Annotated in this window: 18 protein-coding genes and 2 pseudogenes; 16 read left to right on the top strand and 4 right to left on the bottom strand. The window is 33.1% G+C overall.

From position 1 onward, the window contains the following. Positions 1–9: 9 nt before the first annotated feature. Together ABID14_RS06775 and ABID14_RS06770 are read left to right on the top strand one after the other, a co-directional pair. Complete coding sequence (locus ABID14_RS06775) at positions 10–1,050, top strand: ribonucleotide-diphosphate reductase subunit beta (protein WP_354368452.1); 1,041 nt, start codon at positions 10–12, stop codon at positions 1,048–1,050. Then, a complete protein-coding gene (locus tag ABID14_RS06770; protein ID WP_354368450.1) occupies positions 1,047–1,445 on the top strand; it encodes a 2-thiouracil desulfurase family protein in 399 nt (132 codons plus the stop codon). The genes ABID14_RS06775 and ABID14_RS06770 overlap by 4 nt, the downstream gene beginning before the upstream one ends. A 730-nt stretch (positions 1,446–2,175) precedes the next feature. Here the strand turns inward: ABID14_RS06770 and ABID14_RS06765 are convergent. Next, positions 2,176–2,484: pseudogene (locus ABID14_RS06765) on the bottom strand (transposase); the annotation flags it as partial. A gap of 81 nt (positions 2,485–2,565) precedes the next feature. Between ABID14_RS06765 and ABID14_RS06760 the strand changes: the two are divergent. Further along, on the top strand, positions 2,566–3,747 hold the full coding sequence (locus ABID14_RS06760; RefSeq protein WP_354368448.1) for an amidohydrolase: 1,182 nt from the start codon (positions 2,566–2,568) through the stop codon (positions 3,745–3,747). A 115-nt stretch (positions 3,748–3,862) separates the two neighbouring features. After that, complete coding sequence (locus ABID14_RS06755; RefSeq protein WP_354368446.1) at positions 3,863–4,168, top strand: DUF4298 domain-containing protein; 306 nt, start codon at positions 3,863–3,865, stop codon at positions 4,166–4,168. An 82-nt stretch (positions 4,169–4,250) separates the two neighbouring features. Here the strand turns inward: ABID14_RS06755 and ABID14_RS06750 are convergent. The 3 genes and pseudogenes from ABID14_RS06750 to ABID14_RS06740 all read right to left on the bottom strand — a co-directional run. Further along, positions 4,251–4,385: pseudogene (locus ABID14_RS06750) on the bottom strand (IS3 family transposase); the annotation flags it as partial. A gap of 9 nt (positions 4,386–4,394) precedes the next feature. Next, positions 4,395–4,595 carry a hypothetical protein gene (locus ABID14_RS06745; protein ID WP_354368444.1) on the bottom strand — a complete coding sequence of 67 codons (201 nt, stop codon included), beginning with the start codon at positions 4,593–4,595 and terminating at the stop codon, positions 4,395–4,397. 77 nt (positions 4,596–4,672) lie between these two features. Next, entirely contained in the window at positions 4,673–4,852 is a 180-nt protein-coding gene (locus ABID14_RS06740; RefSeq protein ID WP_148130073.1) for a helix-turn-helix domain-containing protein, read from the bottom strand. Positions 4,853–5,122: 270 nt separating this feature from the next. Between ABID14_RS06740 and ABID14_RS06735 the strand changes: the two genes are divergently transcribed. The 12 genes from ABID14_RS06735 to ABID14_RS06680 all read left to right on the top strand — a co-directional run bounded on the left by ABID14_RS06735 (position 5,123) and on the right by ABID14_RS06680 (position 19,729). Next, entirely contained in the window at positions 5,123–5,485 is a 363-nt protein-coding gene (locus tag ABID14_RS06735) for a YbaN family protein (RefSeq protein WP_354368442.1), read from the top strand. Between the two features lie 2 nt (positions 5,486–5,487). After that, on the top strand, positions 5,488–7,206 hold the full coding sequence (locus ABID14_RS06730) for an ABC transporter ATP-binding protein/permease (RefSeq protein WP_354368440.1): 1,719 nt from the start codon (positions 5,488–5,490) through the stop codon (positions 7,204–7,206). Continuing rightward, complete coding sequence (locus tag ABID14_RS06725; RefSeq protein WP_354368438.1) at positions 7,190–8,848, top strand: ABC transporter ATP-binding protein; 1,659 nt, start codon at positions 7,190–7,192, stop codon at positions 8,846–8,848. The genes ABID14_RS06730 and ABID14_RS06725 overlap by 17 nt, the downstream gene beginning before the upstream one ends. Positions 8,849–8,852: 4 nt before the next feature. After that, complete coding sequence (locus tag ABID14_RS06720; protein ID WP_354368436.1) at positions 8,853–9,686, top strand: hypothetical protein; 834 nt, start codon at positions 8,853–8,855, stop codon at positions 9,684–9,686. A gap of 219 nt (positions 9,687–9,905) precedes the next feature. Next, positions 9,906–11,387 (top strand): NEAT domain-containing protein, encoded by a 1,482-nt coding sequence (locus ABID14_RS06715; protein ID WP_354368434.1) that lies wholly within the window; start codon positions 9,906–9,908, stop codon positions 11,385–11,387. Further along, complete coding sequence (locus ABID14_RS06710; protein ID WP_354368432.1) at positions 11,368–12,336, top strand: heme-binding Shp domain-containing protein; 969 nt, start codon at positions 11,368–11,370, stop codon at positions 12,334–12,336. The genes ABID14_RS06715 and ABID14_RS06710 overlap by 20 nt, the downstream gene beginning before the upstream one ends. Next, positions 12,329–13,249 (top strand): heme ABC transporter substrate-binding protein IsdE, encoded by a 921-nt coding sequence (gene isdE, locus ABID14_RS06705; RefSeq protein ID WP_354368430.1) that lies wholly within the window; start codon positions 12,329–12,331, stop codon positions 13,247–13,249. Before ABID14_RS06710 ends, isdE begins: the two co-directional genes overlap by 8 nt. Then, the gene (locus tag ABID14_RS06700) at positions 13,236–14,225 is read left to right on the top strand and encodes a FecCD family ABC transporter permease (RefSeq protein ID WP_354368428.1); all 990 of its coding nucleotides are present in this window, start codon (positions 13,236–13,238) and stop codon (positions 14,223–14,225) included. The genes isdE and ABID14_RS06700 overlap by 14 nt, the downstream gene beginning before the upstream one ends. Next, on the top strand, positions 14,215–14,976 hold the full coding sequence (locus ABID14_RS06695) for an ABC transporter ATP-binding protein (RefSeq protein ID WP_354368426.1): 762 nt from the start codon (positions 14,215–14,217) through the stop codon (positions 14,974–14,976). The genes ABID14_RS06700 and ABID14_RS06695 overlap by 11 nt, the downstream gene beginning before the upstream one ends. Before the next feature lie 9 nt (positions 14,977–14,985). Beyond that, on the top strand, positions 14,986–15,510 hold the full coding sequence (locus ABID14_RS06690; protein WP_354368424.1) for a flavodoxin family protein: 525 nt from the start codon (positions 14,986–14,988) through the stop codon (positions 15,508–15,510). 30 nt (positions 15,511–15,540) lie between these two features. Further along, the gene (locus ABID14_RS06685) at positions 15,541–18,795 is read left to right on the top strand and encodes an S-layer homology domain-containing protein (protein ID WP_354368422.1); all 3,255 of its coding nucleotides are present in this window, start codon (positions 15,541–15,543) and stop codon (positions 18,793–18,795) included. Between the two features lie 61 nt (positions 18,796–18,856). Further along, positions 18,857–19,729, top strand: a complete 873-nt coding sequence (locus ABID14_RS06680) for a copper amine oxidase N-terminal domain-containing protein (RefSeq protein ID WP_354368420.1) — start codon at positions 18,857–18,859, stop codon at positions 19,727–19,729. Positions 19,730–19,977 lie beyond the last annotated feature (248 nt).

The following is a 19,977-nucleotide window of genomic DNA, read 5'->3' as shown; positions in this document are numbered from 1 at the left end:
GGAGATAATATGGAGCTTAAAAAAAGAGGATTATTCAACGAAAATGGAGATATTGAAACTTCAAAGAGAAGAATAATAAATGGTAATACCACAAATTTAAACGACTTTAATAATTTGAAGTACAAATGGACTTCAGACTGGTATAGACAAGCAATGAATAACTTTTGGATTCCAGAAGAAATAAATTTGTCACAAGATATTAAAGATTATAGAGTATTGGATAAATTTGAAAAGACATCCTATGACAAAATACTGTCTTTTTTGATTTATTTAGACTCATTACAAACTGCACAAATACCGAAATTGCAGTCTTATGTGACAGCCAATGAGATAAATCTATGTCTTTCAATACAAGGGTTTCAAGAGTCCGTTCATTCACAGTCATATTCATATATTTTAGATACAATTTGCTCACCAGAAGAGAGGGAGGAAATACTTTATCAATATAAAGATGACGAAATTCTTTTAAAGAGAAATAAATTTATTGGCGACCAATATGAAGATTTTTATCATGACCCAACTCTTAAAAATTTTGTGAAAGCTTTAATTGCAAATTATATTTTAGAAGGTATTTATTTCTATTCAGGATTTTCATTTTTCTATAATTTAGGTAGAATGGGTAAAATGCCTGGCACAGTATCTGAAATTAGATATATCAACAGAGATGAAAATACACATTTGTGGTTATTTAGAAGTATAATTATTGACTTAAAAAAAGAAAACCCAGAAATTTTTACAGATGAAGATATCGAAAGATACAAAGATATGTTAAAAACAGGAGTAGAAGAAGAAATTCTTTGGGGTAAATATGTAATCGGCAATGACATAAGAGGTCTTACAGAAAATATGATAGAAGATTACATCAAATACTTGGGCAATTTGCGTTCAAGAAATTTAGGCTTTGGAGATATATATCCTGAAAATAAAGATGAACCTGAATCCATGAAATGGGTATCCGAATATTCTGACCCAAATAAGATTAAAACTGACTTTTTTGAAGCAAAGCCAACAGCTTATTCAAAATCTTCAGTAATTGAAGATGACCTATGATAATAGTATCAGCATGCCTATTGGGAGAGGACTGCAAATATAATGGTGGCAATAATTATAATAAAGAAGTCATAGAATATCTTAAAGATAAAGATTATGTGACAATTTGTCCAGAAAGAGTATTTGGAACACCCAGAAAGCCAGTAGAAATAAAGAATGGCAGAGTAATAAATATTGATGGCGAAGATGTAGATAAAAAATATCGTGAAGCCAGCGAAGCAGAATTTGAGAAAATAAAGAATTTGCAAATTGATGAAGCTATATTAAAAGCAAAGAGCCCAACTTGCGGCTATAGCAAGATATACAATGGCAATTTTGAGCATAAATTAGTAAAAGGAAGCGGAATCTTTGCCGAAAAATTAAGAAATTTGGATATTCCAATAATAGAAAAGTAAAGAGATTAATTGGAATTTTAAAAATATAGTTTGAGTGTAGCGTGATTGTCTTATTGAAAATTAAATAAATATAAATTTATAGTAGTAATAACAAAACAGAGTATTTTTAGTTTAATTACAAAGACTAAGACACTCTGTTTTTTATTTTAAAAATTTTATTTTTAACTTAGATGAGATTACACTATAAGGGGATTTCATTAAAGATTTACTATTGTCATTGGAATACAGAAATAATAATTATAAAGAATTAAGACCTATAAGCCACGATAACCCTTACAACTGTCATTCCAAGTGAAAGAAAATTCTTACGAATTTTCTGTAATCGAGGAATCTCCCGGTATAGGGGTAGTTCTGTAGGAATAAATAGAAGTTTTCTCTTATGATTATCAACACATTTACTATTTCATGTTTACAAATTCTCTCCACTACAAACAAGACTCTTTATGCGTTCGCTGTCGCTCACTTGGTCGAGATGACAGTGTAGGGAAATTTCATTAAAGATTTACTATTGTCATTGGAATACAGAAATAATGATTATCAATAATTAAGACCCATAAGCCACGACAACCCTTACAACTTTCATACTGAGCGTACAATTGCAATATTTACAGTTTTAATTTATTAAAAGTTTAATTAAGTTTTAAGAAATGTCAAAGAACTCCCTAAAGTATGTTAAAATATATTGACAACCATTCTTATTATTTGCTATATCTTTAAAGCTGATTATTATCTAAAATTTAATATAGCTTCTTTGAGTAGATATCCACTCTTCATTTATATCAATTAATATAGCTCCTATTAATCTTATTGCTGATTTTTCATTTGGAAATATACGTATTACTTTTTCTCTTCTTCTTATTTCCTCATTTAACCTTTCAATACAATTTGTTGTTCTAAGCCTTGAAAAGACGTGTTCTTCATTTAAGTAAGCAAAGGAATCTTCAAATCCTTCGTCTAATATTTGTAAGCTTTTTTGATATTTTTTATCTTCTTCATATTTATTAAATATTTCTTCTTTCATTTTTCTTGCTAAGTTTATATGGTTCTTTGTCAAATAGTGCTGATGATTCCTCACCAACACTATTTATTATAGAACCTTAAAAATAAAAGAAGGTGCCTTATGTTATTAAAAGAAATTTTTGATGAAATAGATAAGAGACAAGATGAGATGGTAAAACATCGCCGACACCTTCACGAAAACCCTGAGCTTTCCTTTGAAGAAGTTGAAACGGCAGCATATGTAGCTGACTTTTATAAGGGCAAGGATGTGGAAGTGACAGAAAACATGGGCGGCGAGGGTCTTAGGGTTGTCATTGACACAAAAAAGCCGGGCAAGACTATAGCACTTAGGGCAGACTTCGACGCCCTTCCCATTCATGAAGAGACGGGACTTCCCTTTGCCTCAAGGCACGATGGTGTTATGCATGCCTGCGGTCACGATGCCCACACAGCTTACTTAATGGTCTTAGCAGATATTTTAAATGAGAAAAAGGATAACTTGCGTGGAAAAATTGTAATCATCCACCAACATGCAGAAGAAGCGCCTCCTGGAGGAGCAAAGCAAATGATTGAAGCAGGAGTCCTAGAGGGCGTGGACAATGTCTTTGGAATTCATGTTATGTCTTCCATGCCTCTTGGCACAGCTCACTACCACAAGGGCAACACTCAAACGGGCAGGGCAAAGTTTAGGGTGAAATTTCAGGGCACTGGCGGTCATGGGTCCATGCCATACCTATCCAATGATGCCATAGTTGCAGCCTCACACTTTGTAACAGCAGTCCAAACTATTGTGTCCAGAAGACTTTCTCCCTTTGAAAATGGAGTTGTGACAATTGGGTCCTTTGCCGGCGAGGGAACTTTTAACATTATAAAGGATTCTGTCACAGTGACAGGTGATGTGAGAGCAATGTCTGATGAAATCAGCCATGTAATTGAAAGAGAAGTTAAGAGAATTGCCAAGGGCATTGGGGAAACTTTTGCCATGGAAGTTGAAATAAATTACGCCAAGGACTATCCCGTTTTATACAACGACCCAGCCATGACGGACCTTGTTGTTGATGCCATTAGGGAGGCAAAAATTCCTGAAGTAAAAGAAATAAGTGACGGAGGACCACAGCCACCATCAGAAGACTTCTCCTTCTACGCCAAGGAAAGACCATCCTGTTTTTTCTATGTGGGAGCAAAAAAAGATGACGCACCCTACCCTCACCACCATCCAAAGTTTGACATAAGAGAAGATGCCATGGCAATCTGCGCCAAATCAATGGCAGCAGTTACAGTAAAATATTTAATGGAAGATTAATTTTAAAAATTTGAAGGTGAAGGAGATAGGATTAATTTCCTATCTTTTTCTTTTGCAATTTATTTTTTATAATAAGGGTATAAAGATTTGTGCAATTAATTATAAGGAGGATATTATGGATCCTATTAAAAGAATTAGTGAAATGGAAAAGATTTTAAATGACCACAATGATGTTATTGAGAACTTGAGAGCTGCCATTGAAAGGTTTGAGGCTCATCAAGAGGAATACAGAAAGCTCAGCGATTATTATTCTTCCCAGACTTATTTTGATGATTTGGAAAGATATGACAGGGGCGAAATCCCAGAGGATCTTCCTTGTGGAGTTCTTTCTGAAGATGCTGTCTTCGATCTTTTTGGCGAAAACTTCAATGTTGCCATTGAAATGCTTGAGCTTGCCACAGAAGTTTTAAAATACCGTTAATTAAAAGGCTCTAGGAAAACTGTGGTGACCCCATAAAGTTGGACCAAATACCAGAGAGAATTTATATTTTCTCTGGTATTTTTTATGCTGCATTCTTTTCTCTATATTCCACTGGACTTAAATATCCTAATTTTTCTTTTATTCTGTCTTTATTGTAATATTCGATATATTCTTCTATTGTTTCTTTTAATTCTTCATCTTTATTTCTATTATCTAGTCTTTCTTGTCAATACATGTAGCTAGATTTTGGTAGATCAAAATATTCCAACAAGTCTTTTAGTTTATATTTATCTCTTAGTGATTTAATGATCTTAGATATTCGTCTATTTCTGATTCTGTCATCTGAGAGAATTGTATCTTTTTTTAATATATCTACTTTCATTTGAAGATAGCAATTTTCTTTTCTTAGTTTTTCTAATTCACTCAATTCTTTTTTTGTTTTAATATTTTTATTTTTTGATTTTTTGATTTTTGTTTTTATCTGTACTTGACATATTTGAAGGTCTACCTCTCTTTTTTTGGTTTTAGTCCTTCAATTCCTTCTTCTTTAAAATCTTTAACCCATTTAGCTATCATAGGTGGATTATTGATTTTTAGTTCATTTGCTAGGCTTTGATAGGACATTTCTCCTGTTAAGTACAAGTTTACAGTATTTAGTTTAAATTCTAAATTGTATTTTGTCATTAAAAAACTGACCTCCTTAAGTTGGTTTTTTAAGTCCAACTTTTGGGGGTCAGTTCAAACCAGGGCCTTATTTTTTTGGCTTGAATTATATAAAAAGTTAACTGTAGTTAACAAGGGTCTAGTCCCTATAAATCAACATATATCATAAAAAAAATGAATATATTTAATATAAACAAAATGATATTCGATATCAATATTGTTTACTTATAAAAATTTCTTTGTTAGTATTTATTTTGAAAAATACAAAAATCAAAATTAAGGAGGATATAATTGAAAATTTTATTTTTAATACTTGGATTTATATTTTTGGGGATTGGGATAATCGGTATATATTTGCCCTTATTACCTGCGACTCCCTTCTTGTTACTTGCAACTTATTGCTTTGCAAGAGGATCAAAAAAGTTCAACGACTATTTTATTTCTACTAAATTATACAAGGAAAATATTGAGCCAATAAAAAACAAGACTGGTATGACGAGAGATAGGAAGAGAAAGATACTCATGACAATCACTTTCTTTTTAGCTATATCATTTTATTTTGTAAACAACTTGCATGCAAGAATCACACTTTTACTAGTGCTTATTTTTCACTACATATATTTTATTTTTAAAATTAAGACAATCAAGGAGTAGAAATGTTTAACAAGAAATTATTCAATGAATTAAAAAGTGAAAAAGTACAAATCTTAAAACTTTTACTTATAAAAATTTTACAAATGACAACAAATGTTGCCATGATTTTTTTAATAGGCAAGTCTATAGAAGCTTTAATTAGTTCAAGCTTTAGTGGGAGCAAGTTTATTTTATTTATGTTCCTAATAATTGGACTAAATATTTTCTTAATAAAAATAGAAGCTAGCATATCTTACAAGGCTTCATATAGGATTAAAAATACATTGAGAGAAAGGCTAATGAAGAAGGTTTTTTCTTTTAAGATGGAGTATGGGAGTAAAATTTCTATTTCAGAAGTTATAAATTTAGGTGTAGAGGGAATAGAGCAACTCAACTTATTTTACTCTGCTCTATTGCCACAACTTCTATTCTCTCTAATAGGACCTCTAATTTTATTTTTTATACTTTCTTTTTTAAATTTCAAAATTGCAATAATAATGCTCTTACTAATACCACTAATACCAATTGCAATAATGATGGTACAAAAACTTGCAAAAAAAGTTGTAAAAACTTATTGGAAATCATATACAAATTTGTCAGAAGTTTTTATAGACTTCCTATATGGCTTAACAAGTTTAGAAGTTTTTAATGCAGATGAAGATTACAATGATCTACTAAATGAGAAGGCAGAAGACTTTAGGGTCAAAACAATGAAGCTTCTCATGATGCAACTAAATAATATTACAGTCCTAGATTTAATTTCATATGCTGGATCAGCCTTGGGAATAATCCTATCAATCTACTATTATTCCAAGGGTCAGATTTCTGTCTTTACGGCCTTTTCTTTTATACTTTTAAGCCAAGAGTTTTTCTTGCCCTTAAGAAGGCTAGGTGCACTTTTTCATGTTGTAATGAATGGAATTACAGCAGCTAATTCCCTCTTTGAAATTTTAGAAATAGAAAGTATAGAAGATTTTAAAGATGTGATAAAGGATAAAGAAGTAGATGTAGAAGTAAAAAATTTAAATTTTTCTTACGGAGAAAAGGAAATTTTAAAAGATTTGAATATGAAGATTAAATCAAACAAAATCACAGCCATAGTAGGAGAAAGTGGTTGCGGAAAGTCCACCCTTGCAAAATTAGTTGGAGGACTTGAAAGAAATTATGATGGAGAAATACTTTACAATGGCTTAAGTGAAATTTCAAATGATTCTTTAAATGAAAATATAATGTTAGTAGACAATAACCCTTACTTCTTTAAGGAAAGCCTTAGATATAATCTTAAAATTGCAAATAAAAATGCAGATTATGATAAGTTAATAGAAGTGTTAGAAGAAGTTGGTCTGTATTCCTACTTTAAAAATATAGGCGGCTTAGATAGCATCCTAGAAAGTGCTGGTAACAACTTATCTGGTGGACAAAAACAAAGGCTTGCAATAGGAAGGGTACTTTTGAAAGAACCAAAGATTTTAATTTTAGATGAGTCCATTTCAAATATAGATAAGGAATCAGAAGATTTGATTTTAAATCTTATACAAAAATTAAAAGAAAAAATGACCATAATTCTTATTACTCATAGACTCAATACAGTCCTTCACGCAGACTATATTTACTATCTTGACAATAAGAAAGTTGCTGAAGAAGGAAGTTTTGAAGAAATAAGTAAGGGAGAATTATTTTCTGGTATTTATAGATACCAAAGGGAACTAGAAATGTGGGGTTTAAATGAAGAAATTAATTGAATATAAAAATTTAATAGGGAAACTCCTATCCCTTGTGGATGATCTAAAGTTACAAATGTTTTTTGCCATATTTTTTGGTGCAAGTGGACACATATTTGCGACTTTATTGCCATCATTAGGCTTGTTCTACCTAAGTAAACTAATTTTAAATCAAACTGTAAAATTAAAATTAATAATTGGAATCTTATTTACTTTAGCTATACTGAGGGCAATATTTAAGTACCTAGAGCAGCTTTTAAATCACTATATAGCCTTCAAAATTTTAGCAATATTAAGAGACAAAATTTTCAAAAAACTAAGATCCTTGGGACCAGCCAAGATGAATGGGAAAAATAAGGGAGAATTAATTTCTATTATTACATCAGATATAGAACTACTAGAGGTCTTTTACGCACACACAATTTCACCTGTCTGTATAGCCCTAGTTCACACTTTATTTTTATTTATACTTTTATGGAGATTTAATCCAATTTATTCTGGGATACTTCTAACTTTTCACTTGATATTAGCTATAATTATCCCAATTATCACAGAGAAATCTGCTGGAGAAATTGGACGAAAGCAGAGGAAGAATATATCAAGTTTAAATTCTCTAATCCTGGAAAGCTTTAAGGGAATAAAAGAAATCATTAATTTTTCTTATTTTGAAGATAGGTATAAGGAGATTGAATTTGAAGCAAATAAGTTAAATAGGTCTACAAAGACTCTTACAGAAAAATCATCTAATAATTTTGCCCTCACATCTTTTACGATAATACTTGCAGATTTAATTTTTACTCTGGCAGCCATTAAGCTTTACAAAAGTTCTGTCTTAGACCTTAGTGGTTTATTATTCCCCTTGGGAGTTTTCATTTCCTCTTTTGGACCAACAAGCGCCCTTTCATCTCTTGCAAATAACTTAGTTTTGACCTTTGCTTGTGGCAAGAGAGTCATGGAACTTTTAGAAGAAGATCCCCTTACACCGATAAATTACGAGGGAGAAGAAATTGATTATGAAAATATATGTCTTGAGAAAGTGAATTTTTCTTATGATGAAACAAAACTCATTAATGATTTTAATTTTAAAGCTTCATTAAATGAGATAATAGGGCTAAAAGGCAAAAGCGGTTGTGGCAAGTCGACACTAATAAAATTAATGATGAGATTTTACGATATAAAGAGTGGCAAGATTTGCCTAAATGATAAAAACATAAAAGACTTGAATACATTAAATTTAAGAGAGAACATTTCTTACTTAAGTCAAGAAACCCACCTATTTAGAGGAAGCATTAGAGATAACCTAAAAATTGCAAAAAAAGATGCAAGTGAAGAGGAATTAATAGAAGCTTGCAAGAAGGCAAATATTTATGATTTCATAATGACACTTGACAAGGGTTTGGATACAGAGATAGTAAAAGAAAATAATGAAATATCCACTGGACAAGCTCAAAGACTAGCTTTAGCAAGAATCTTTTTAAGAAAATCAAAGCTATATCTACTTGATGAACCAACGGCTAACATAGATGCATTAAACGAAGGGATAATTTTAAAGTCCCTATATAATGAGAGAAAAAATAAAAGTATTATAATTTCATCTCACAGGGATAGTTCTCTTAGGATTTGTGACAGAATAGTAGAAGTGAAGAGAGAAATGGAGTCATAAGTCAATGTTAAATTTAAATATAACTAAAATACAAATTCAATATTTATTATTTATAAAAAATTACGAAGGAAGGAAGACCATCACAGAAGCAAGTCAATTCTTTAGTTGTTCTCGACCTAACTCAAAAAAAATTCTAGATAAAATGATTCTTACAGGCATTCTATACAAAGAGGATAATGAGTATAAGTTGACGAAAATAGGACATGACCTTTCTGAATTTTATAATGAAAATCTTGATAAGAGTTTATTTGTAGTACAAAAATTTTTGGATATTGACGATAATCTTGCTAGGAGTATCAGTCTTGAAATGTTGTCAAAGAGACTTATTCCTTACCAAGAGGCACTAGAAAAAAGATACAAAAGTATGATTTTGGCTAAAGATATTCAGGGGAGAGAGAGGGTCCAATATATTTCCAAATATTTAGAAAAGGGAAGGCATGAAATTAATTTTTCAATAAAAAAAATTTCTGAAGATAGCAAAAACTCCTTTGTAGATAATTCCATGGCACTTATGGGCTTTGATGATCACGCATATTTAATAATAGGAGAAGAATCCTATATAGAACTTTCGACTAAGACCATAGAGAAGGCTCATCATGGTTACTTTAAAAAAGCAATTGCTACAAAGTTATTTTATTTTGATGAAGGCGAAGAAATAGAAATAAATTCTAAGAACAGGATTTTTAAGATTCCTCTTAATTTAATTGATTACTGGTCAACATCAGATGGGATAATTTTAGAAGCATCCTTGATTTTAAAAATTAAATCTCAAATGGGAATAACAATCCATGCAAAAAAAGCAAATTTTTTATTCATAGTTAACCTTTGTTTAACTTAAAAACTTAAACTTATACACCATAAAATATATAAAAACATTTTAAACTCTAGTCGGTGACTAGGGTTTATTTTTATTATAAAAATTAAAATAATATATTTATAAAAATTTTTCCTTAAGTAAACCAGAGTTAACAAAAATCCCGTAAATTTTTTATAGTTTAAGTAATTGATAAGTAGTATCATTAACCTAGATTGTAAATTTATAAAAAGGGGTTTTATAATGAAAAATAAAAAATTTTACATATCTCTAGTATTTTTATTATCTTTATTATTCTTAACAGATTTTGTATTTGCGGATAATGAAAGCACACCAGAGAAAAAAGAAATAGATTTAGAAGATGGTTGCTATGAAATTCCAATTAAATTGTGGCATGCCATCGAAGAAAAGCCTAGTATGGGCAACAAGGCCCTTATACAAAGAGCCGAGATAGAAGTAAATAATAAAGAAGCAAATTTATACATAGGATCAGACAAGATGGAATATATGTCCATAACAGCGTCCTTGGTAAATATATATTTCCAAAAGGAAGATGGAATTTATCACAGGGCAGAAGCAGGTTGCTATGACCTAGAAGTACCTAAGGAAAAGGACAAAAGACCAAGAGTATTTAGGACAAACCTAATTAATATGGATGAAATGACAAAGGTTTATGTAGATCCAAAGGTTGAGCCCATGGGTGACGAACCAATAAGGGCGAGAATAAAATTAGACTTTGACAAAATTAAGAAGATCGATGAAAGTGAAGCAACTTTAATAAAGAAGTTTAAAGACGGACCAAAGAAGCCAGAATTTAATTCAAAGGAAGCTGGAGAAGTCCAAAATAAAAACTTGATAGTCAATTACGGACCAGATACCTTTAAGGAGGAATTTTCATTTTACGGAAATAAATTATCAGGAAAGCAGGCAGAAGAATTCACAAAGGACTTTGACAAATTAGATCAAGTGAATGTTTTTAAGATTGAGTTTTTAGGACCCCTAGATGAAATAAGTGGCAAGGAAGAAAGCATTCAAGCAAAGAGAAAAAAGATTTATGCAGACAAGGAATTTGATTTAAAATTACCTCTTTTAAAATTTAAAGGACAAGACAAGTTAAGTCTTTATGAAGTAAGTAATGGAGAAAAAAAGCAGATAAATTACAAAGTCAATGGAGATCACATTGAATTTAAAACAAAGGATTCAGCAATTTTTATAGTGGTGAAAGGTGCTAGTTCAGGTGTGCAAGTAAATGAAACCATAGATAATAAAAATTTACCTACATTAAGCAATATAAGTACAAGCACTAATAGTTCAAAGGAAGAAAGAGCAAATAACTTTATGGCGACAGTTAAAAAACCACAGGCACAAAAAATATCAAGCTCTTCAGATTCCTCATCCCCTATGCCAGTAGAGGGACCACAAGTTAGTTCAACTACACTAAACACAAGTCCACCTTCTATAGACTCACTACAAAGTAAAATTGAAAGTCAAGAAAGCAAGGGACCATCCACCAATCAAAATAAAGATATAGAGAATGGGGTAGAGGGACAAGAAATTGAAGAAAAAGAATCAAAGGGCATTATTATTTTAATACTCCTAATATTTATAGGATTAAACGCAATAGCCTTTGTTGTAATTAGAAAAAATTTGCAAGAAGTAAAAGATATGAAAGATGAAATGATGTTTTTAGGAGGGCTAAAAGATAATGAAAAAAATAATAAATAGTCTTTGCCTTATGGCTCTCATTTTTACAAGTCTAATAAATGTTACCTATGCCTATTCACAAGAAATAGCAAAGACGACCCCTTACTATATCCATCCTGTTACAGGAGTCATAGAAGACCCAGGTAACAATCCAGGCATTGGACAGGGTATGACAGAAAATGTAGTATGTCCACAAGCTTTGGTAGAAACAACAGATGATGGAAGAATATTTTTGTCAGTCCGTTATAACCTAGCCAACTATATAAAAAATGAAACCTTCGCAGTCCAAAATTATGGCGACAATAGTTTCTATTCTGTACCAGCAGAAGTTACAGGAAAGACAGCGGAAACACGAGATTACAGATTTGAAATACCAAGCAAAAATGTAATCGTAAGGGCAACATTTTTTGTAGGTCCTATGGGAAGGGATGTAATATTTTACTACACAATATCAGATTTAGTTAAAGGTAACACTGACTTTGCAAGCCTTCAAAATAATTCGTCAAGACGTACAAATAAACAAGAAGTAGTAACGGAAGCCCCACAAGCACAGGCACAGGCAAACATTCCTAAAACTAATACAAATAACAATATACCTAACCTAAGCAACTTAAAACCACTAGACAATGATGAACAAGTTGGAGAAGTTTTACAGGCTCCTAACCAAGGAGAAGTAATAGAGCAAAAACCAGTTAACTCAAAATTTTCTGCTGGAGACTTGGGTTATGACCATGGACTTTTAACAAAGGATTCTCCAATAATTAAAAAATTATATTATTCAGATGACCAAGATGAAAAAGAAACACCTAAGACAAAATTAGGCAAAATAACTTTGGCTTTTATTTATGGCTTAATAGGACTCTTTGTAATATTAACAGGAGGATTTATCATACTAGCCCTCCTATCATATAACTACAAGAAAAAAGTAGAAGACGAATTAGAAGAAAAAAGGAGAAACATCTATGAATAGAATAAAAAAGATTCTAGCCATACTTCTAGCAAGTCTATTATTAACGTCTTGCGTAAGTCAAAAATCTGGTAAGAAAGAAAATAATGGCGAACTGAGAATAGCAGCAACATCAATGGCAACAGTTTATATAATGGAAAAATTAAACATTGACCTTGTTGCAGTGCCAGACTCAGAAATAGATCCAATGTCAGAAAGATATAAGGATGTCCCTAAGGTAGGGATGGCGATGACACCAGACATTGAAAAATTAAAACAAATAAATCCAGACTATGTTTTTTCGCCAGTGTCTTTAATTTCAGACCTACTTCCAAAATACAAGGCAGCAGACCTTGACTATGGATTTTTGAACCTAAACAACACAGATGGAATGTATAAATCAATAGAGGATCTTGGGAAATTACTTAACAGAAAAAAAGAAGCCAAAGACTTAATTGATGATTACAAAAAATTCATAGACGACTATAGAGAAAAACACAAGGACAAAAAAGCACCTAGAGTATTAATCTTAATGGGTTTGCCAGGGTCCTATGTAGTAGCAACAGAAAACTCCTATGCAGGGAGCCTTGTAAAAATTGCAGGTGGAGAAAATGTATATGAAGGAACAGACCAACAATTCATAACAATAAACACAGAAGACATGTTAAAGAAAGATCCAGACATGATACTTAGAACAGCCCATGCCCTACCAGATCAAGTAATGGCAATGTTTAAAAAAGACTTTGCAGAAAATGACATTTGGAAACACTTTAGGGCAGTTAAGGAAGGCAAGGTTTACGACCTTGACCACAAAAAATTTGGCATGAGTGCGAAATTTAACTACAAGGAAGCCTTAAATGACTTAGACAAACTCTTCTATGGGAAAGACTCAAATGAAGTAGGAAATACAGGTGATAAGACAAATGAAGAAAAATAAAATCATCCTAGTTTACACCATATCAATCCTAGTCCTAATAGGACTCATCCTCTATTCAGCGAAAACAGGCTCCATAGAAATGACCTTTGGTAAATTGTTAAGGGGCTTGTTTATAGAATATGATCCCGACGTAGCAACAATATATGACCTTAGGTTTCCAAGAATTATAATATCAATACTAGCTGGAGCAGCCCTAGCAACATCGGGGGTTCTCTTACAAGCAGTAATGCAAAACCCCCTAACAGATCCAGGGATAATAGGTATATCATCAGCGGCAAGTCTATCAGCAAGTCTTGTAATGATATTATTCCCTGGCCTATATGCCTTTAGCCCACTTTTTTCAGTAGTGGGAGGGCTTCTTGCTTACCTCTTAATATATTCACTAGCTTGGAACGGAGGATCCAACCCAATAAAACTAATACTTGTAGGTGTAGCACTTAACATGACCCTAATGGGAGTAAACGAAGGAATAAAATCCATGATGGGGGGCAACCTCACAAACGTTCAATCAATAATCGAAGGCAATGTAGCACAAAAAACTTGGGCAGATGTAAAAATTATGGCAATTTACGGAATCCTATTTCTAATAATAGCACTCTTCACAATAAGGACAGCGAATCTACTTCAACTGGAAGATCAAACAGCACAAGCCTTGGGAGTTAATGTAAATCGAGATAGGTTTATCCTAGCCCTAATAGGAATAATACTTGCATCAGTATCAACAGCCATAGTTGGAGTAATAGGATTCTTAGGCCTAGTAGTGCCGCACATAGCAAGGATAATTCTTGGCTCAAACCACAAGAACCTAATACCCTATTCCATGATACTGGGAGCAATAACCCTCCTCCTATCAGACACCTTGGGAAGAGTGATAGCCTACCCTTACGAAATAAAACCATCAGTAGTAATGACAGTAGTGGGCGGAATATTCTTTATAGGCCTATTAAAAGTAGGAGGGAAAAATTATGGAAATTAATCACTTATTTTTCGCCTATGACAAAAATATGGTTATAAAAGATCTTTCTCTAAAAATAGAAAAAAATAAGATCACAACCCTCCTAGGTGCCAATGGCTGTGGCAAGTCAACACTTTTAAAATTAATAACAAGAGTGGAAAAACCAAAAATGGGTTTTATAAGTCTTGACGGCAGAAATATTAAAAATATAGAGAGAAAAGAATTTGCAAAAAAAGTTGCCATAGTTAGACAAAAAAATCAAATAGCAGGGGACATTAAAGTTGAAGAACTTGTTGCCTATGGAAGAAATCCCTATGTAGGCTTTATGCAGAAGCCAAGTCAAGAGGACAAAAATAAAATAAATGAAGCCATAGAAGTTTGTGGCTTAGAAGAAATAAGAAAAGAAAGAGTCAACTCCCTATCAGGTGGACAAGTCCAGAGGGCATGGATAGCCATGGCAATAGCACAAGATAGTGATGTACTTCTCCTGGACGAACCTACAACCTACTTAGACATAAAATACCAGATAGAAATTTTGAAACTAATAAGAAATTTAAATAAAAATCTTGGAAAGACAATAATCATGGTCCTTCATGACATCAACCAGTCCCTAGAGTATTCAGACACCATAGTAGGAATGATGAAGGGGAAAATCGAATTTCAAGGAAAAGCAAGCCAAGTATTAACAGAAGAAAACATAAGCAAGATTTACGACACAAGACTAAAAATAATAGATATTGAAAATAAAAAATATGTATTTGCAGAAGATTAAGGAGGAAAAGTGAAGGGACTAATAATATATTCATCAAAGACAGGCAACACCAAGAGAATGGCAGAAAAAATTTATGAAGTCTTAAAAGATGAGCACCAAATGACCATAAAGGACATAAGAGATGCACCTGAAGTAGAAAAATTTGATTTTATACTCTTGGGTGCTTGGATAGATAGAGGGACCTTAGAGACCAAGACCCTAAAATTCTTAAAGACCATCAAAAATAAAAAAATAGGACTATTTGCAACATTAGGAGCAATGCCAGACTCAGAACATGGAAGGAAGGTGATAAAAAACTTAGAGGATCTTTTAATAGACAGGGACTCCCTGGGACAATACATATGTCCAGGACTTGTTGACCCCAAGATGATAGAAAAATTAAGAGGAATTACAGGACTAGTAGTTCCAAAACAGATAAAAGAAAAAATGATAGAAACAAGCCTAAAATCGAGGGTAGCAACGGAAGAAGAACTAGAACAAGCAGCAAATTATTTTGCGAAGAATATAAAACAATTGGCAAGTTCAAAAAGCTAAAAATAAAAGATAAAATTGAAAGGAGCGACAATGAACAAATTTAGAAAAGCAATATCAGCAACACTTATAGCGTCGATAATGACACCATCATTGGCAGTTGCACAATCAGTAATCCCAATGCCAGAAAATACTACCATAGTACAGGCGTTAGAATCGCAATCAGTTACAAGCAATGTAGAAGACGGAATATACACAGCACCAGTTGAAGTAGCCCATGCATATAACCCGGGACAAAAATCTATGGCAAATGGTGCAATAGAACACAGGGCAAAAGTAGTCTATAGAGGAGACAAAGTTACCATAGAACTTACATTTAAAGGCATGAATCTAATGGGAATGAAAGGCCATTTGACAAATCTTTTCTTTTACAGAGACAACAAAGACCCTTTAAACAATAATGATGTAATAGAAGCGGAAGTAATAAAGTCACATATAGACCTTGGCTTAGACGGTAACGAGCATAATTACCCACAAATATTTAGATACACAATGGACAAAAGTGTATTTGAAGCATCGGACTTCTTATGGATCAAAGTTTGGGTAGATGCCATGGACGCCATAGGATCAGGACCGGGTAACCCAATAACACCGGGCGCAGGAGAACAAAACGCCAAGGTAGTAATAGACAAAACAAAATTCACAAAAGTTATTTTAAATACACAAGACTTATCAAATGAAATAGCAGCAGCCAAGGCGATAGAACAAGGTAAGAAGACAGAAGAAGCATTTAATACACTTAAGGTTGCAATAGCATCAGCAGAAAAAGTATTAGAGGAAGCAACAGAGCAAACTCAATTAGACGAAGCAGTTAAAACATTAAAAGCAGCAGTAAAAGCCTTTAATGAAAGTGCAGATAAAGTAGTACCAACTCCACTAGAAAAAGAAGCCTTAACAAAAGAAATAGCAGAAGCTAAGAAAGTTGAACAAGGTAAGAAAACAGATGAAGCTTTTAATGCTCTTAAAGCTGCAATAACTTCTGCTGAAGAAGTTTTAAATAGTGCAAGTGAACAAACTGCAATAGATGGTGCAGTAACCACATTAAATAAGGCTATAGAAGCATTTAAATCTAGTCCGGATAAAGAAGCGCAATTAAACAAAACAGACCTTGATGCTAAGATAAAGGATGCCGACAAGATAAGCCAAGGTAAAAAAAGTGAAGATGCTTTTAAAACTTTAAAGGCTGCTATTGAAGCTGCTAAAAGTGTTTTAAATAGTGCTAATACTCAAGAGCAAATTAATGAAGCTTTAACTAATTTAAACAAAGCTATAGAAGCTTTTAGTAACAGTGCCGATGTAAATGTTACACCGGGAGCAAGTGAAAAAGTTTATACTTTACCTGTTAAGCTTATGCACTCAGTTCAAGATAAGGAGTCTATGGGAAATAAAGCTTTAGTATCTCCTGCCAAGGTAAGCATAAAGGGCGATGATGTAAATATTGATTTAACTTTCCAAGGTATTGAAGTACCTTTGGGCGCAACTAAATTCTACGGACATTTAACTAATTTATTTAGCTTTGAGGACAATACTATAAAGGGAGAGGCAATTCCTGCTGAAGTTTTAGAGCAAATGGAAGATAAGGCTATGGACGGATCTCAAAAACAATTCCCTAAGGTATTTAGAATTAAACTTACTAAGGCTGAGTTTGATAATTTAAAAGACAATACTCTTTATGTAAAAGTTTGGGTAGATGCTATGGACGGTCTTATGGGCGGCACACCTGGAGCAGGGGCACAAAATGCAAGACTTGTATTTGATAAGAGCAAAATGACTAAAGTTACTCCCGGTGGAGAAACACCAACACCTACTCCAACACCAACACCTAATGTGCCGAGCAGGGAAGATGTTGTAGATGCTTTGAAAAGATATGCCAACTTAGGCGGACCTCAATACACTTATCAAAGCAACATGATGTATGTTAACGCATATAATTCTTTAATGAGTTTATTGACTAAACCTAATGCTACGGACATGCAAGTAAAATTTGCCATTGATAATTTAAAAGCTGCTGCGGCAGGACTTACATTAGATACAAGTAAGCCAAATAATTCTGGCAACAACCAAGGTTGGGGCAATAACAACCAAGGTTGGGGCAATAACAACCAAGGTTGGGGCAACAATAACCAAGGTTGGGGCAACAACAACTCTGGCTGGGGCAACAACAATCAAGGCTGGGGTAACAACAACCAAGGTTGGGGCAACAATAACCAAGGCTGGGGCAACAATAACAAAAACAACCAAAATAACGGCCCAGTTACAGTTCAATATGAAGTTCCAGTAGAAGTTCTTCATGCTCATCAAAGTGGTTACTCAATGGCAAATGCGGCTATTAATCACACTGCTAGAGTAGAAGAAAGGGATGGAAAATTCAGATACAGTGTTAATTTCCATGCTATCCAAAGAGATTTCGGCGGCAAAACTTTGACAGGCAACTTAACAAATCTGTTTATCATTGATGGCAGCAAGTACAGAGCGGATCAATCAGGCAACACTTGGTCATGGACCATGAACGGCAAATATGACAGAGTAAACGTTGCAGTTTGGGTAGATGCTATGGATGAAATAGCAGGCAAAGGTCCGGGAGGAGGAGAGCAAAATGCAATCCTATCCTTTAACTGGAACAATGCAAGAGAAGTAGGAAGAGTTGGCGGAAACAACAACAACCAAAACCAACAAAATCAAAATCAACAAAACCAACAAAAGCAACAAAATCAAAATCAACAAGCTGTTCAAAGTAATAATAAAAACAACTTTACAGACACAAGTGGACACTGGGCTAAGACTGCTATTGACTATGTTGTAAGCAAGGGATACTTCGCAGGCCTAAGTAATACAGAATTTGGTCCTAACAAGTCTATAACAAGAGGACAATTTGTAAGTGTTCTTGGAAGAATGTTAAATGTCAATGTAAATGACTACAAGGATCAAAACTTCAAAGATGTTAAGTCAGGAATGTACTACAGTCCATATATCACATGGGCGAATAAAGTTGGAATAGTATCAGGCGTAGGACAAGGAAACTTTGCACCTGATAAAGAACTAACAAGAGAAGAAATGGCTGTGATGATGACTAAGTTCTTAAAGGTTTCAGGCAAGAATCTTAATGCAAAGGGCAATACTAATGCCTTCAAAGATGAAGATAAGATTCAAGGCTGGGCTAAGGATTCTGTAAAGGAAATGGCAAGACTTGGAGTAGTAAGTGGTATGGGCGATGGAAGTTTCGCACCAAAATCTCAATTTACTAGGGCACAAGTTGCTCAAGTTCTTTACAATATTGATCACAATTAAGTTTAAAAATTTAAAGGGACTTTTAAATTAAGAGTCCCTTTAGATAAAAATGAGGTGTAATATGAAAAAAATTATTTTATCACTATTGTTAGTATTAGTTTTATTACCTAATTCTATTTTTGCTGCAAGTTCTTATGAAGTACCAGTAAAATTAGTTAAGTATGGCGAACCAGATAAGGAGTCTATGGGCAACCCTTCTTTAAAGCAAGTTGCTCAAGTTGAAGAAAAAGATGGTAAATTTATTTACAATATTTTTCTAAAGAAGATGGAATTTATGAATATGGAAGGTGAACTTACAAATTTATTTATCTATGATGGCGATAAGGACTCTAAGAGAGTTGAAACTAAGCAAAGCCCTATTAATGGTGAATATATAAAGAAGCACGAGTTTGTAAGAACAAGTCCAAAGGAAGATCAAATTCTTGTTGCTGTATGGGTTGATGCTATGGATGCTATTGCTGGTGGTGGAAAGGGTTCAGGAGAACAAAAGGCTTACCTAAAGTTTGACTGGGCTAATGCAAAGGCCATGGAAGCTAAGGATTCTAAACCTGCAAGCAAGAAGGACGTAAAGGCTGAAAAGTCTTCAGCTAAGTCTGAGATTAAAATTTTCGTATCAGACAAGGAAATCAAACCTGAGACTCCAGCTTACATTGAAAAGGGAAGGACAATGGTTCCTCTAAGATTTATCTCTGAGGCTCTTGGCGAAAAAGTTGATTGGAAGGCTGATACAAAAACTGTTCTCATTGGTGAAAACAAAGTAAGCCTTGTAATTGGAGAAAAAGAAATTGAGGCTAATGGAAAGAAAATTGCAATTGATTCTCCAGCAGTTATTAAGAACTCAAGGACTTTTGTACCCCTAAGAGCAATTTCTGAAATATTAGGATCTAAAGTAGATTGGGATTCTTCAACAAGAACTGTAAAGATAAGTAAATAATTTTTATATAATTATTAATAGACATAGAATTACTCCTTGGTATTTGCTAGCAACTATATTTTATAGGAATGTGATTTCTATGTCTATTTTTTATACATTTCCATACAAAAATAGTGCTGATGATTTCTCACCAACACTATTTATTATAGAGCCGTTTATATCGGTGATTTTAAATAATGCTTTTAAATCTTCTCTGAATTCTTTAGTGTTTTTCTTTGGTGTTTTATCTAATATATTTCGTATGAAAT

The organism is Peptoniphilus olsenii (assembly GCF_040545475.1).
GTDB lineage: Bacteria > Bacillota > Clostridia > Tissierellales > Peptoniphilaceae > Peptoniphilus_A > Peptoniphilus_A olsenii.
This window is presented reverse-complemented; position numbering and strand designations above follow the sequence as displayed.

Excerpts from the sequence above, each read along its gene's own strand:
- isdE (WP_354368430.1), top strand. The coding sequence starts at position 12,329 with ATGAATAGAATAAAAAAGATTCTAGCCATACTTCTAGCAAGTCTATTA.
- ABID14_RS06710 (WP_354368432.1), top strand. The coding sequence starts at position 11,368 with ATGAAAAAAATAATAAATAGTCTTTGCCTTATGGCTCTCATTTTTACA.
- ABID14_RS06775 (WP_354368452.1), top strand. The coding sequence starts at position 10 with ATGGAGCTTAAAAAAAGAGGATTATTCAACGAAAATGGAGATATTGAA.
- ABID14_RS06700 (WP_354368428.1), top strand. The coding sequence starts at position 13,236 with ATGAAGAAAAATAAAATCATCCTAGTTTACACCATATCAATCCTAGTC.
- ABID14_RS06685 (WP_354368422.1), top strand. The coding sequence starts at position 15,541 with ATGAACAAATTTAGAAAAGCAATATCAGCAACACTTATAGCGTCGATA.
- ABID14_RS06695 (WP_354368426.1), top strand. The coding sequence starts at position 14,215 with ATGGAAATTAATCACTTATTTTTCGCCTATGACAAAAATATGGTTATA.
- ABID14_RS06760 (WP_354368448.1), top strand. The coding sequence starts at position 2,566 with ATGTTATTAAAAGAAATTTTTGATGAAATAGATAAGAGACAAGATGAG.
- ABID14_RS06730 (WP_354368440.1), top strand. The coding sequence starts at position 5,488 with ATGTTTAACAAGAAATTATTCAATGAATTAAAAAGTGAAAAAGTACAA.
- ABID14_RS06725 (WP_354368438.1), top strand. The coding sequence starts at position 7,190 with ATGAAGAAATTAATTGAATATAAAAATTTAATAGGGAAACTCCTATCC.
- ABID14_RS06770 (WP_354368450.1), top strand. The coding sequence starts at position 1,047 with ATGATAATAGTATCAGCATGCCTATTGGGAGAGGACTGCAAATATAAT.
- ABID14_RS06740 (WP_148130073.1), bottom strand. The coding sequence starts at position 4,852 with ATGACAAAATACAATTTAGAATTTAAACTAAATACTGTAAACTTGTAC.
- ABID14_RS06680 (WP_354368420.1), top strand. The coding sequence starts at position 18,857 with ATGAAAAAAATTATTTTATCACTATTGTTAGTATTAGTTTTATTACCT.
- ABID14_RS06720 (WP_354368436.1), top strand. The coding sequence starts at position 8,853 with ATGTTAAATTTAAATATAACTAAAATACAAATTCAATATTTATTATTT.
- ABID14_RS06715 (WP_354368434.1), top strand. The coding sequence starts at position 9,906 with ATGAAAAATAAAAAATTTTACATATCTCTAGTATTTTTATTATCTTTA.
- ABID14_RS06755 (WP_354368446.1), top strand. The coding sequence starts at position 3,863 with ATGGATCCTATTAAAAGAATTAGTGAAATGGAAAAGATTTTAAATGAC.